Raw genomic sequence first — 13909 nt, 5'->3', positions numbered from 1 at the left:
ATGCCAACGATCCAAGGATATGTTAGAAAAATGTCGCACAAAGGTCTAAGGCCTGTTTCCTATTTTTGGGAAACAGCGGTCTATTCTCAAGTAGACAAAAAAGATCTAACAGCAACTGAATCTACTTCCGAAAGCCCAGTGGAGTCTTGGATTGGAAAAAAAATTACCCTAAGTACCAATGATGAAATTCGTTGTCTGCATTGTGGGAAAAAAACAAAGAAGTCTTTTAGCCAAGGCCATTGTTTTACCTGTTTTACAAACTTAGCCGAAAACGATCTTTGTATACTGCGACCAGAAACCTGCCACCACCACAAAGGAACTTGCAGAGAACCCGACTGGGGCCTCAAAAATTGTTTCAAAAAACACACTGTGTATTTTGCGAACTCCAGTGGACTCAAAGTAGGAATTACAAAAGAAAATCCTGTATCCAATCGTTGGGTAGACCAAGGGGCGAGGTTTGGGATTCCCATTTTAGAAGTAGAATCTCGAAGGGATGCAGGCATTTTAGAACATTTTTTAAGTCAGTTTTTGCCAGACAAAACATCTTGGCAAAAGATGGTGGCGGGTGATCCGCCTGACATGGATTTGGTGCGGGAAGCTGGTAAGTTTTTAAACCATTTGGAAAAAAACGAATTCCTTTCTCCTCCTGATAGCAAATCCAAACTTGTTTGGAACCGTTTGGATCTAAAGGAAATCATAGAAATTTCATATCCCATCGATTCCTATCCTGGTAAAATCAAATCCCTCAAACTGACCAAAGAAACTCCCATCACCGATACCCTTGTGGGAATCAAAGGACAGTATCTTTTGTTTCAGTCGGGAGTGATCAATGTCCGTAGTCTCAGTGGTCTTTGGATTGAAGTCTCCGCGTAGAGAGATTCGCTTAAAAGGTGGATTCACCACCAACATTCTGTATGAATGTGATGAGTTTTTACTCGCAGAAAAACCAGCCGGTCTTCCTGTCCATGAAACCAAAGACCCAAACCGAAAAGACTTCACAAGACTTCTTGCCGGGTATCTCAATTTCCCTGAATTACGGACGGCCAACCGGTTGGATTTGGGAACGAGTGGAATTGTTCTACTTGGAAAAACTCCTGATAAAAATAAAGAAATCGATTCATTATTAATGAATGCCGAGAAAGAATATATTTTTTTATGTTCCGGTGTTCCCGATTGGAAAGAGAAACGTTTCGAATGTTTTTTAAAAGATGGTAACAAAGAAGTTCAAATGGTTTGGAGTGGAGGAAAAAAAGCCATCACGGAATTTACCATCCTCTCGCAGCACCCAGAAAAAAAATGTTCTTTTGGACTTGCCAAAATTCTAACTGGTAGGAGGCACCAAATTCGTGTTATGCTTCGTGAACTTGGGCATCCAGTTCTTGGAGATCAGGTCTATTCAAATTCAAAAACTGAGACTGAAGAAAAACGAATGTATTTACATTCCTTTCGATTGTGCTTTACCGACTTCCAAGGTCAAAAACAGTGGGTGGAGACGGAAATCCCAAAGGAATTTTTAGACCGTGTGGGGAAACCACTTTCCGTCCCAAACAAAACAGAATGAAAAACGAAGTTTTCCATCATTTTTTAAAAGAGCAAAAATTATATAAGATCCTTTCTCGGATCGCCAAATATGTTTCGATATTTTTTCTTATCGTTTATTTGTATTTGTTGTTTAGTTCGAGTTATACGGCAAGCCCTCTCATTGTTGTGATCAACTATCTAGCCATCCTCACCAGTTTTTCTGGAATCATTACATTTAAGTACTTCGAAATCCCAACTCTCCTTTTGGCTGTTTTTACAGAAGGAAAGTCGGCAGAGTTTTTCCAATTGGGTTTGCCAGAAAGACAACTCGTTTGGAGAAAGTCCGGCAGGGAAGATGTCCTGCCACCAGATCCTACACCTGAGTTTATCACTATGAACCTTCATTTGTATGACCGTTATCCTTGGAAACGAATCGGGAAAATTTACTCTATGGGATATTTGGTTGTGATTCTCACATCCATTTTCTATTTAACTTCCGTATATCTCGAGACCGGATTTCAAAACTAGGAGAGCAATTTTCCTTGTCTTACGGTCTCTGGATAAAAACCTATCCGTATGGCTTTGAATTGTGGAATTGTAGGTCTCCCGAACGTCGGTAAGTCGACTATTTTTAATGCACTCACTAAGGCAGGAGCGCAAGCTGCCAACTATCCGTTTTGTACAATAGAACCCAACACCGGTGTGGTAGAAGTTCCAGATGAGAGACTAAACCGTTTAGCTGAAGTTTACAAACCCAAACGAACGGTCCCCACAATGATCGAGTTTGTAGACATTGCAGGCCTTGTAAAAGGGGCAAGCCAGGGTGAAGGCCTTGGAAACCAGTTTTTATCTCATATCCGGGAAGTGGATGCCATTTGCCACGTGGTTCGTGCCTTCCAAGACGAAAACATAACACATGTTCACGGTAAGGTCGATCCTATCGAAGACATCACTGTCATTAATTATGAACTTATCCTTGCCGATTTAGACAGTTTAGAAAAACAACAACAACGCGTCGCAAAAACTGCCAAAACCGGAAACAAAGAAGCTACCGAAATTTTAGCAGTTATGGATAAAATCCTAGATGCCCTAAAAAAAGGAAATCGTGCTTCTACCGTGGAACTTGGCGAAGAAGAACAAAAAATTGCCAAAAAATTCAATCTCATTACCATTAAACCAGTGTTATATGTGGCAAATATTTTAGATACCGATGTAAAAACGACTGAAAACCCACTGGTTAAAATCATCGTCGACTTTGCTACCAAAGAGGGAGCACCTGTTGTTGTGTTATGTGGTCGGTTTGAAGAAGAAATTTCAGGACTCGAAAAAGAAGACCAAATTGCCTTTTTAGAAGAAATCGGTGAAAAGGAATCAGGACTATCTAGAATGATTCGTGCCTCTTACAAACTCCTGGGGCTTTTGACCTTCTTTACTGCGGGTGTGGAAGAAGTGAGAGCTTGGACCACCCACCAGGGAAGTACGGGACCTGTGGCTGCAAGTGTTATCCATTCCGATTTTGAAAAAGGGTACATCCGAGCTGAGGTCTTACGTTACGAAGACATTGACCGGACAGGGGATGCAACCAAGGTCAAAGATGAAGGGAAACTCCGAGTGGAAGGGAAAGAATACATTGTCCAAGACGGGGATGTCATTTACTTCCGAGTGAACGCTTAAAAAAGAATCCCGACTTTCGCCGGGATTTTGAAGTGTGAACTAGTTTGGAAAAGAAAGTAGGTTCCTAAAATCAGGAACGTTTCTCACACAATTAATGACTACAAACTGAGACTTTATTGCATCTCGTTCGAAAAAAATTACGATTGTAACATAAAATGATACCGGCCGATCTCTCTGCCGGATTCAAAAATCGCAAGCTCTGGACTGGAATCCAGAGTGATGGGAGAATCGAACATGGAATGGGATCCTAGTTTCGGTAAGGTCTCCACAGGGGCCCCGTCTAAAAACAGTTTGGCCGATAGGCGTTCACAATGGGAAGCCTCAACCGACAGGTAAACTTGGTTTTTCTCGGCATTGGGTTGGAAAATGAAGTCGAAATCACGCCCACCCACTTGCCTGTGGACACGAAAAGCGCCACCGGTAGTATTTCCCGCCCCACGGAAGGCTAGGTCTGGGGAAAGAAGCATCTCTACCAGATCGCTCGTGATGAACTTTAGCTGGTCTTTGATCAATTGTAAGTAGATTTGAATGGTGGAACTCGACTCAGGGAGAACGGTTTTTAAAATCCGATCGACTGTAGGTGAGTCCGCATCTTCCCCTTGGGACATGAGGTATAGCGCTTCTTTTAATTTGAGTCGGTTCATAAATTCATTCGGATCTTTTGGTTCCATAGTATTTATTTCCCCCCGCTAAGGCTTTATTTCCTTTGTAAGGATTTTTTTTATCTTTTCTTTCGCCCGATTGGCCCTTGCGAGGACCGTTCCTAGTGGAACATCCAGGATTTCGGCAATTTCTTTGAATTTGTATCCTTTCAAACGTAGGATGAGAATTTCTTTATGAGCCTCATCTAATCCTTCTATGAGGTCGTAAAACTCTCGTTTCTCTTCCCATGCAAAAAAGACATCTTCTTGGTTCTGTCTATCATCTAAAATATCGATGCTCAAATCCAAAGAAATTCCCTCTCGATACTCATACCGACGAATGGATCTTGTCTGAGACATACTTATATTTTTGGAAATTTCACTTAAATAGATAATAAATGCAGGAAGGCTATCTCCTTTAAATTTTCGCAGGAGGTGGTAATCGTTTTCTGTAAGTTTTAGATACACCTGTTGTGAGGTATCAGTGACTTCGTCCCTGGGAACATAGTGCGCACAAGTACCAACAATGAGTCTGTGGAATTTTCGAATCAACTCTTGCCAAGCAGTACGTTCTCCTAGAAGGCAGTTGTCGATTAACTTCCGAATCTCATCACTCATAGTTCTTTTACGAATTGGACGGAATTTTTACAAGATGTCAGTACATTTTCTAATCTTTTTTGAAAATGATGCGAACGGAAAAGAGTTTGCCGAATAAACCGAACACGAGTTTGGTTTGCTTGTGAAAAAGATGTTTGGTCTTTTGTAGTGAAACGGCCGTAGTCACTGAAAAAACCAAAAAATCCTAATAAACGAATTTTCTGGTTTGTAATTGGAATTTCTTCTAAACAAGTATGGAATTCTTTTAACGAAGGTAGATTCTCTAGGTCAAAATCGGGATCTAACTTCCATTCGTCGAGTAAGGATAAATAGAATTTTTTTGACTCAGAGTTTTCCTCATTTAGATTAGATACAGACCAAGGATTTTGTTTTGAATAATAAAACAATTGATAAGTGTTTTTGTTCTGTTGTTTCATATCCTGCAAAAGTCGAAGGATTAATGTTTTCCTTCTGGTTTCCGGCATTTCTGAATACAAAACTCGGTTGATTGCCAGTGTGTATTCCTTCTCTTTCCCTAGTAGCAAAACTTCCTGAGATTTATATAAATTAGAGAATACGTATATAGTTTTTTCCCATTCCTTTCTTAGTTCTGAAACGAGTGGAATAAGTTCTTCATTTGTTATTTCTGACTCTAGAATTTCAAATTTGGGTAACACAATTAAATCAAAGATTTTTTTCTTCGTCTGTTTTTCTAACTGTGTTACTTCATCTTTGTTTGCTTCTGAACATTGCCTTACTATGAGAATGGCATCATAAAATGAAATATACCGTAGAATTTCAGTTAGGTCTTTGATCTCCGATTGATTACAAATCTTCCAATAGTATAAAAAATCTTGTACTTCTGCGGCAGTTTCTGTTCGAATTATATCCCGAGTTTGCACTCCATAGGCTTGGCTGAATAGGTTTTGGTTCGAGTCGAATGTATTCCATATTTCATCAAAGGATTTGGACTTAGGAAACCATTCTGCAAGCAGAGGAAAGGAGATAAAAAGCAGTAAAATAAAAGTTTTCGGGAGAGACTTCAAAATCCACTCCTGGTTTTGAATTCGTAATACATTTTTTCTTCGGATATATCTTTTGAAAAAATAGAATCTAACAACTCTCTCTTTTGCGAATCGTCTAGTAATTCGTGTTTTGTCGTTAAAAAGGATGTCGCCATTGTGCGGAATTCTGAATTTTTTAAACGGGAGATTTTATCCAGAACAGGGTCTTTGGGAATAACTGTCGAAGTTCTCTGTTTTTTTTGTAAAACGTTTCTTGGTTCAGAAATATCGAAACTCTCTACCCTGATAGGTTCTTTCTTACCTCTTGAAAACACAATGAAAAAAAATAAAAATAACAAAACAAATGTTATGCCTAGGATCCGTCTGGATTGTGAGGTTGGGTTTTGTGTAGAAAAGTGAACCAAACTAATAGCTGTTACTATTTCTTTTGCTGACCCATTGTATAAAGTTTTCCTAATTTTTTCTAAAGACTTGTGTGAGTTTTTTGTCTTTAAAAAGTACTTCCAAAATTTGATCCCAATGTCTTTGGCCATATTGGTTTCTACGGGAAATAAAAATCCTATCACTTCTTTGGCACCAGCTTTTAAAAACCCTGTAGTTAATCCTGATTGTTCATAAGAATCGAAAGAAGAGTAACAACTGTTAAAAAAAACTAAGTTTAGGTTTGAAAAAGAATGTGCAGAAAGATCTTTCGAATTTAAAAAATCATTTTCTCCGACAGGAATACCTCGTTTTTCCGTATGCCCAACATAGTGGAGATACTTTACTGAATTGGTTTCCTCTATGAACCTGATTCTCGTTAGATGATTCTCTTTTAGAATACGGAGTTTGAGTTTTTTTTCAAGGATGGGGTATAAAATCTTACATTCTTCATTTACTGTAGTAATTAGGTTCTGGTTTACTGGGTTACAGACAAGTAGGATCCCGTCGGCTTTTTGTCCGTTTTCTTTTTGAGTGGTTTCGATTCGAATTCCTCTGCGGTAATCCTTATCTTGGAACAAAAAACCTTTGTGGGTGCGCAAAATCTCCCAAGGGATAGGCGAAAATTCTGGATCAATGAGAATTTGGATAGAACCTCGAAATCCAGGATTTCGCCAAAAAGGAAGGGATTTCCCAAATACAATTTGTTCTAAACTATCTGATTTTTTTCCCAATTTTGCTAGGAACTCATCTTTACTCAAGTTTTGGGAAAGAACTCTTTCGACAAAAAGTGACCAGTCCTTTTGGAATTCATTAAGAATTTTGCCAGAGAACTTGGTTGTTTGTTCTACACTTCCAAAGTTTTCTTGTTTTTCTTCCCAAATGCACTCTCCGTCTTTTTCCCCATCTATCGAGTATTTGGCGATAATTCTAAGTTTCATTGTAATTCGATTTTATCGGAACTTGTGGAGTAAATCTTCGATTGCGACGAGTAGGGTATTCACATCTTTTTCATTTGTAAAATAACCCGTAGAGATACGGATACATCGCAAGGCTTCCTCTTCTGAGTAACCCATATGTAAAAGTGATTTGGAAGCTTCTCTGGCTCTCGACTTACAAGAACTTCCCGTTGAGACTAAAACTCCTTTTTCTTCCATCCCGAGTAAGAAAAAATCTACGGATTGAATGGGAAGGATCAGGAAAGTTGTATTGGGAAGTCTATTTGATGATTTTGCGATGATGATACAACCCAAGGTCTCCAATTTTTCTTCAAGCAGTGATTGAAAGTGACTGAGTCGTTTGTTCTTTTCTTCTAAATGCTCAAGTTGGATTTCTGTGACTCGGCGTAAACATTCAATGGCAAAGGTATTTTCTGTACCGGCTCTATGTTCATTTTCTTGGTTACCACCACCAAACACTTGAAAACGAGAGTCTGTTTTGGGAAGGTAAGTGACAGCAGCACCCATTCCAGCCCCAATTTTATGGCCTGAAAATGTAAATCCATCAAATAAAGAATAAGGAACATTGACTTTGCAAAAACCCTGCATCAGATCACTATAAAAAACTTGCCCATATTCTTTTGTTAGTTTAGAAATTTCTTCTGCGGGTTGGATGACACCTGTTTCGTTTCCTGCATAAAGACAAACCACAGGCCTTGGATTTTCTTTTAGTTTTTTTTCTAGATCCTTTAAGTGGATGATTCCTGTTTTGTTCGTTTGGATTAAATCAGAAGTAAATCCATAGGATTCCAAAGCCGCATACATACTAGAATGTTCAAAAGGTGATACAATAACTGAATCTAAAGCAGGATACAAAACACGCAAACTTTGGATAAGAAGATAATTTGCCTCTGTACCTGTCGCAGAAAAAACAAATTGTTTTTCCTGTCCTTTGGTTATGGAAGAAAAATATTTCCTTGTTTGTTCGATTTTTCCTTGGTTTTTTAAAGAAAACCGAGTGATTCCCGAAGGATTAAAATATCCTTCGAGATATTCAGCCAAACAAGTTTCCAGAATTTCAGGAAAAGGTGGGTGTGTGGCATTGTAATCAAAATACTTTATATCATTCGTTAAATGGGATTTCATCGGCTTCTTCGTAGCGACCCAGTTTGCGAAGGACGGATCTAGTTACATTATGATAGGGTTTTAGGATATCGTCTTTTTTGCCACCTACACTTCGTTCGTCGACATTGCGTAGTTTTGGTTTTAGTGCATCCAAAATGGTTAGACTTTTTGAGTTTTCTTTCAATTTGTGGTAAGACTCTGCTTCCTTCATTTTTGATTCAAATTCGTGGACAAGAAGAGCCGGTAGATTGATGTCTTCAATTTCTGCCGCCAGTTGGATATTCGCCGCTTCTTTAAATTCTGTGGCGGCTCGTTTGTAATAGATTTCTTCTTCTCGTCCCAATTGGAAAAAAAGTTCTCCTCGGCGGAATTTAAACTTTAAATATTCTTTTTCATCGGCTCCGACAAAGTAAAGAATTCTTTCATAGATATCATCCATCTCTCTTGGAGAAAAGTTTTTCATTCCAGTGAGTAAGATTTGGCGGAGTAAAGATTCTAAATAATCATTGGCGGAGACTTCCGAAAAATCACTGCGTTTGATGGAAGATAAAACCACACTACGTTTTTGTACGGCACTGAGTCCACTCGGAACCTTTTCTAGTTCGGTAAGTTTTTTTAAAACAAAGTTTTCCGTTTCCAACATGTGGGTTTTATAACCAAGTAAAATTTCATTTGGCCGGCAACTTGCCCAGGCAACCGATTCGATTTTTTTGGGAGCAAGGAGTTCTGGACCAGAAAAACGTAACGCGCGTTTGTAGTAGTCAAGTGCTGTAAGTACTGCGTCAATATGGGAATTCCAGTAATCTTTGGGATTGGGTCCGAGTGTGAGTTCCCCTTGAGGTGCCATTTTTAAGAAGAGGGGTGAGCCCCAGTCCCTAGCTTTTTCTCGCCAAGTCAGTTCTAAAAAATGATCCTCTACATGTTCTTTACTTCGAAAGTACAAACAGGCTTTTTCCATAAGAGCCAAATCCAATGGTAAGATGCTGCCTTTGGTATTTTCTTCAGAGCTGAAGAATTGGTTAATGGTTTGGAGGATGTCTGTTCCACCTTCTTTACGTCCTTCGAGTACAGCATCCCCTTTGGCGATGAGCTGGTGTGCGATCCGAGGATTGGGATAACCAAAAAACGAATTGTAGGCGAGGGTGAATTTGGCAAGGATCGTGTCCTTGTTTCTCAGAATCCATGGGAAAGTGATTGCCCACACGATGAGAACAGCCAGGATGTATTTTAAATTTTCTCGGAAGATTTGGTTCAAGGATTGTCCCTGTTCCCGATCTTTGCCGGAATCTACTGATGTTTCAAGCAATTAAAACTCCAAACCGTCCCTTCCTCATTGTTTTCTTTTGTTTTCTCTCTCTTTCTCTGTTTGCAACCGAGCCTGGGATACGAACCAAAGAATGTTCCTTGTTAGAACCAGGTGTTCCGGCAGATTTTTTCCTTTCTCGTGCCCTTCGGGAACAAGTGGACGGATTTCAGTCCTCCCAACGTAGGAAATCCGAGGATTCCAAACTTTCCTTTGAACGCTCCGTTTCTTTTTTGGATTCCTACCACCTTTGTCTAAAGGAAGTAGGTAAAGAACCAAGTGCACTCAGTTCCGAAACGCAAAGTTTGAACTATTTGGAGTTGGGAAGTTTGGACAAGGCTTGGGAATGGTCGGAAGTTGCCACCCGCAAATCACTAGAAATATCCAAGGACCTCATCCTTTTGCAGACAAGGATTCGGATCCGCCAGGGGGAACTAACCCGGGCCTCGGAAGTTTTAGAGACCTCACTTCATAAGTTTCCAAATGATCCCGACTTTTTGTACCTTCTCGGCAATATCAATTTTGAAAGAAAACTTTGGAACCAGTCTATTTTGTATTATACAGCTCTTTCTTTTGTGATCGAAAGAAGGGATACTCATTCCAAATACAAATTTCTAACGGCCAAAGCTCTGGGTGAGCTTAATTACAAATTGGATTATCCGAAGATATCCATCAAACGTTACAACGAATACACAACTGCTTATAAAAATGATATGGAAGTTTTGTTTCGATTGGCTCAAATTTATTTTGTTTTAGGTGATTTTAAAAATTGCCGCCATTATCTAGAACAAATTAGAGAAAAAAATCCAAGAGACCTCGATGCCTCGTATATGCTTGCAGAAATTTATTATATGGATGCTCGGGATCTTGCGCCCATATATTTTGCTACACTGAAAAAAGAGAAAAAAATTCCGAAAGATGGGATCATCTTCTTGCTAGATAAATTAATTTCTGGATCTAAAACAGGACTCGAAGCCAAACTTAAAACCTATATTCAGGAAAATCCAGGAAGGCTTTCTCCCCGCATTGCACTTTTGGAACTTGCCGAAAAGGAAAAATTTCCAGACTATCAAATTCTCAATGCAGACACGGCTCAGTATGCTTATGAATATAGGCAGTATCTCACTGCAGAAAATATTTTACGCAGAGGTCTTTCGCAGATCAGTACAAAAGAGAATGCAGATGAGGAAAGGTCTTTGTTTTTTGAAAAAATATCTTCCTGCCAAGAGATGCTCGGCCAGTGGCATCATGCTGTGATGTCTACAAAAGAAGCACTCAGGCTCACGAAAGAAACAGAAAAATCGTTTCGATTGCGGTTTCGTTTGGCATATCTTTTCCTGCAAGGTAACTTAAAAAAAGAATCTCTCTCTGTTTCTATTTTGTCCGAAACCATAAAAGAAAATCCCACTCCCACTCACTTCTATCTCCGAGGCCTTGCTTATTTTCAAATAGCAAAATACAAAGAAAGTGTGAATGATTTTAGTGATGCCATCAAACTAGATCCTAAAAATTTCAATTATTACTTCTACCGGGCTACTGCTTTTGATAAGTTAAAACAGTTTGCGGATACAGAAGCAGATCTAAAAACCACAATCTCTCTCAATCCCAATGCTTCCAATGCTATGAATTATTTGGGATATTTATATGCAGAAAAAGACATCAATCCCGAAGAAGCAAATAAACTCTTAAACCAAGCAGTTTCCTTAGAACCAGACAATCCTGCCTACCAAGATAGTTTGGGTTGGGTAATGTACAGAAAAAAAGATTTTAATCGTGCCTTGTTACATTTGAACTTTGCGACTTCTTTGGCTTTGGAAAGAGGGTTTGAAGACCCTGTGATTTATGAACATCTAGGAGATGTGTATTTGGCTAAAAAAGATCCTGTGAACGCTTTGCAATTTTTCAAACTTTCCGAATCCAAATTGAAATCCGAGTCTAACAAGGACTTAGTGGCAAAAATTAAAAAAGTGCAAAAGGAAATTTCGGAATGAACAAAAAACTAATTCTTCTTAATGTTTTATTACTGATAATCTCTTGTCGGTCTGCAGAAGTAGAAGATCCCAATTTTATTGGCCGGGATAAAGAAAAATACCGTTCAGCAAAAGAAGGCGAATCCAAAACTTTACTAAAAGAAATTTTGGACAAACAAACCGAATTTCAAAGTTTTAAATCCGAATTTTCCATGCAGATCCAAACCTTTGTTCCTAAAAAAGATAATGTTTATCTAGATGGGAAACTTTACTTTTCGAAAGAAACCAAACAGATCAAAATTCAACTTATGGATAGTTTTTTTGGGATGGTCTTTACCGAACTCATTGCTGATCCAAACCAAATCCAAATCAAACCAACGAGTACAAAGGAAGTCCAAACGTTTCCGATGGGGGACATCCTCATCCAAGATCCGAATACGAATAAAAAATTTGCCATTCCTTTTCCCGTGATTTATGAATACCTCACAGGAACCTACATAGGTGAAATTCAAAATCCGAAGGCAAAATTTAATATAAAGGATTCGCGAATTGCTCTTACAAAATCTGATGGTGAATACGAATATTTTTTTAAAGAGGGAAACCTGGACAGGCTTGAATTAGCAAGCACCAAACGTGGGTTAAAAGCAATCGCCATTGTCAAAACCAAACCAGAACAAATCCATCCTCCCAAAGAAATCACAACTAAGGTCATTAGTTTAGATACAGAAAAAGAAAATGTTCTCATTCTGATTAAACTAAAAAAATCGCAAATGACGGAACCACCGGCAAATACATTCCGTTTTTAAATGCCCTTGTTTCGTTTTTTTTTCCTTCTGGTTTTAGTTTGTCCGCTTTTCCTTTTTTCAGCAGACCTTCCCGAATCGGAAGAACCTAATTTAGAACTCCCTATAAAGGATCTTTACCATTTCCGAACAGATACAGGGGAGACCATAAAGTTTCCCAAATCCACAAAGTTATGGTTTGGTGGGGATGTCATGTTCAATTGGGGAGTTCGAGATTCCATGCGAACAGAGGATCCATACTTTCCCTTTCGCAGTTTTTCTAGTTTTCTGAAAACCTTTGATTATCGTTTCCTGAATTTAGAAACACCTATCCTGCGTAATACGCCAGCAGTTGACCAAAGAAAGTCCTATGTATTTTTTGGGGAAAGAAGGGATCTTACTGTTTTACGACTTCTTGGAATTGACGGGGTGTTTCTTGGAAACAACCATACCATGGATTTTGGTGAGAACGGTCTTTATGAGACTTTGGAGCTTTTGGATGAGTTTGGAATCCGCCATACGGGTGCCGGTAAACATACTGACGATGCTTTGGTTCCCATCTCTGTCACCAAACAAAACACAGACTACCGCATCTTTTCCTTTTCTGATACAGGAGAAACCAGGTTGTTTTCGGGAACCAAATCCCCTGGAGCCGCTTATTTCCGAGTTGCCACCGCAGAACGACTGGTTAAAAAATCGAAACCAAACCAGGTGAATATTTTATCCGTTCATTGGGGGGTAGAATACAATCCTTTTCCCATGGATACGGAACGGAACGCCGCCAAATACTTGGTAGGTGCAGGATATAAAGTGGTTATCGGCCACCATCCTCATGTTCCACAAGGGATAGAAGTTTTTCCTGGTGGTGTTGTGATTTATTCTCTGGGAAATTTTTTCTTTGGATCCAAAAACCAATACTTAAAACATAATATTTCTGTGGTTTTACATCTTGAGGGCGAAAAACTTTTGTTTGTGGAAGTGATTCCCATCTTTGGTAAACACCAATCGTTACCTGGTGACCATTATTTTTTTCCTTTGGGACCCAAAGATGCAGAAAGTTTTTTAAAAGAGTATTCTATCCTTTGTAAACAACTGGGAACAGAGCTTGTGATCTCGGGAGGAAGGGGTTACGTTTTTTTAGATAAAGAACTAAAAGCCAAACTAAAACCGTAGTGGAACCAACTGCAAACAAGTCCCACCGCAAAAAAGGGAAAACTAAGTTCGAGTAAATTGGTTTTATAAATCGAAAACAACTGCAAAAAAAATCCTGTAAAAAATAAAACGGAAGCCGTTCGTAAAATCCAACCTTTTTCATATAACCAAAAGTAAACGGAGACAATGGCCGCATAACCAAATAAACAAAACCATTTGAGTTGTGATGTGGGTTTTAGATATTCGAGAGAAGGTGCCATCTCTTCTGCTGTTTTTGCATCTAGTACATTTAGGATTAAAATATTTTCGATTAAGTCGGCAAATCCTGCGATCACTAGGAGTAAAACCATCCCCATAAAGATCTTTAAAAATATGGGTCGCACCTTTCTTCCTGCATAATGGCCAGTATAGGTAAGAAATGCCAAATAACAGAAGATAAATCCAAAGTCAAAATAGTGAACCCTTCGGTATTCGGAAGATAAATTGAAAAAGTCGATGGTATCGGGGATTCCAATCAGGTCCTGGACTTGTTTAGGGGTTTCTGCCATCTCAAGACCGAGTAGGGTGGATTCAAATCCAGAGTGGTTGTCGAGGGCTGGTTCTTTTGGGGTGATGTGGTTTAAAAACCCAGCATAGAGTGCTAAAAATAGACCAAGGCCGAGGCCCCAAACTTCTGGAAAATTTGATTTTTCACCCATAAAAATGTTAGAAATTACATGGAAATGGAAGGGTTTGGGAACTCCAAGAAGAAATTCCATTGA

Annotated in this window: 14 protein-coding genes; 7 read left to right on the top strand and 7 right to left on the bottom strand. The window is 39.0% G+C overall.

Annotated features, from left to right (window positions below; translation table 11 throughout):
• Genes LEP1GSC199_RS12510 through ychF form a run of 4 tightly spaced genes read left to right on the top strand, consistent with a single transcriptional unit; the run spans window position 1 to window position 3195 of the window.
• On the top strand, window positions 1–873 hold the full coding sequence (locus LEP1GSC199_RS12510) for a DUF2797 domain-containing protein (protein WP_039926717.1): 873 nt from the start codon (window positions 1–3) through the stop codon (window positions 871–873).
• Complete coding sequence (locus LEP1GSC199_RS12505) at window positions 830–1561, top strand: RluA family pseudouridine synthase (RefSeq protein ID WP_002982973.1); 732 nt, start codon at window positions 830–832, stop codon at window positions 1559–1561. Before LEP1GSC199_RS12510 ends, LEP1GSC199_RS12505 begins: the two co-directional genes overlap by 44 nt.
• Window positions 1558–2049, top strand: coding sequence for a hypothetical protein (locus LEP1GSC199_RS12500; protein WP_002982997.1), 492 nt, complete (start codon window positions 1558–1560; stop codon window positions 2047–2049). The genes LEP1GSC199_RS12505 and LEP1GSC199_RS12500 overlap by 4 nt, the downstream gene beginning before the upstream one ends.
• Before the next feature lie 48 nt (window positions 2050–2097).
• Window positions 2098–3195 (top strand): redox-regulated ATPase YchF, encoded by a 1098-nt coding sequence (gene ychF / locus LEP1GSC199_RS12495; RefSeq protein WP_002982313.1) that lies wholly within the window; start codon window positions 2098–2100, stop codon window positions 3193–3195.
• A gap of 137 nt (window positions 3196–3332) precedes the next feature.
• On the opposite strand, the gene LEP1GSC199_RS12490 is transcribed toward ychF, so the two are convergent.
• Genes LEP1GSC199_RS12490 through LEP1GSC199_RS12465 form a run of 6 tightly spaced genes read right to left on the bottom strand, consistent with a single transcriptional unit; the run spans window position 3333 to window position 9196 of the window.
• The gene (locus tag LEP1GSC199_RS12490; protein ID WP_002982654.1) at window positions 3333–3866 is read right to left on the bottom strand and encodes a hypothetical protein; all 534 of its coding nucleotides are present in this window, start codon (window positions 3864–3866) and stop codon (window positions 3333–3335) included.
• Between the two features lie 18 nt (window positions 3867–3884).
• Window positions 3885–4454, bottom strand: a complete 570-nt coding sequence (locus LEP1GSC199_RS12485) for an RNA polymerase sigma factor (protein ID WP_002982288.1) — start codon at window positions 4452–4454, stop codon at window positions 3885–3887.
• Window positions 4451–5479 carry a hypothetical protein gene (locus LEP1GSC199_RS12480; protein ID WP_002982811.1) on the bottom strand — a complete coding sequence of 343 codons (1029 nt, stop codon included), beginning with the start codon at window positions 5477–5479 and terminating at the stop codon, window positions 4451–4453. Before LEP1GSC199_RS12480 ends, LEP1GSC199_RS12485 begins: the two co-directional genes overlap by 4 nt.
• Entirely contained in the window at window positions 5476–6819 is a 1344-nt protein-coding gene (locus LEP1GSC199_RS12475; protein ID WP_002982579.1) for a CHAT domain-containing protein, read from the bottom strand. Before LEP1GSC199_RS12475 ends, LEP1GSC199_RS12480 begins: the two co-directional genes overlap by 4 nt.
• 12 nt (window positions 6820–6831) lie before the next feature.
• Window positions 6832–7962: a cysteine desulfurase family protein gene (locus tag LEP1GSC199_RS12470; RefSeq protein ID WP_002982231.1), complete on the bottom strand. Its 1131-nt coding sequence runs from the start codon at window positions 7960–7962 to the stop codon at window positions 6832–6834.
• Window positions 7940–9196: a hypothetical protein gene (locus tag LEP1GSC199_RS12465; RefSeq protein ID WP_039926713.1), complete on the bottom strand. Its 1257-nt coding sequence runs from the start codon at window positions 9194–9196 to the stop codon at window positions 7940–7942. The genes LEP1GSC199_RS12470 and LEP1GSC199_RS12465 overlap by 23 nt, the downstream gene beginning before the upstream one ends.
• Window positions 9197–9234: 38 nt before the next feature.
• On the opposite strand from LEP1GSC199_RS12465, the gene LEP1GSC199_RS12460 reads away from it, so the two are divergent.
• From LEP1GSC199_RS12460 to LEP1GSC199_RS12450, 3 genes are read left to right on the top strand one after another with little or no spacing between them, the layout of a single operon-like run.
• Window positions 9235–11235: a tetratricopeptide repeat protein gene (locus tag LEP1GSC199_RS12460; protein ID WP_002982903.1), complete on the top strand. Its 2001-nt coding sequence runs from the start codon at window positions 9235–9237 to the stop codon at window positions 11233–11235.
• The gene (locus tag LEP1GSC199_RS12455; protein WP_002982656.1) at window positions 11232–12020 is read left to right on the top strand and encodes a hypothetical protein; all 789 of its coding nucleotides are present in this window, start codon (window positions 11232–11234) and stop codon (window positions 12018–12020) included. The genes LEP1GSC199_RS12460 and LEP1GSC199_RS12455 overlap by 4 nt, the downstream gene beginning before the upstream one ends.
• The gene (locus LEP1GSC199_RS12450; RefSeq protein WP_002982342.1) at window positions 12021–13169 is read left to right on the top strand and encodes a CapA family protein; all 1149 of its coding nucleotides are present in this window, start codon (window positions 12021–12023) and stop codon (window positions 13167–13169) included. It abuts the gene before it with no gap.
• On the opposite strand, the gene LEP1GSC199_RS12445 is transcribed toward LEP1GSC199_RS12450, so the two are convergent.
• The gene (locus tag LEP1GSC199_RS12445) at window positions 13124–13906 is read right to left on the bottom strand and encodes a hypothetical protein (RefSeq protein ID WP_002982729.1); all 783 of its coding nucleotides are present in this window, start codon (window positions 13904–13906) and stop codon (window positions 13124–13126) included. The genes LEP1GSC199_RS12450 and LEP1GSC199_RS12445 overlap by 46 nt on opposite strands.
• Window positions 13907–13909 lie beyond the last annotated feature (3 nt).

The organism is Leptospira vanthielii serovar Holland str. Waz Holland = ATCC 700522 (assembly GCF_000332455.1).
GTDB classification, from domain to species: Bacteria; Spirochaetota; Leptospiria; order Leptospirales; family Leptospiraceae; genus Leptospira_A; species Leptospira_A vanthielii.
The sequence above is the reverse complement of the archived record's forward strand: the minus strand, read 5'-3'. Positions and strand labels throughout refer to the sequence as shown.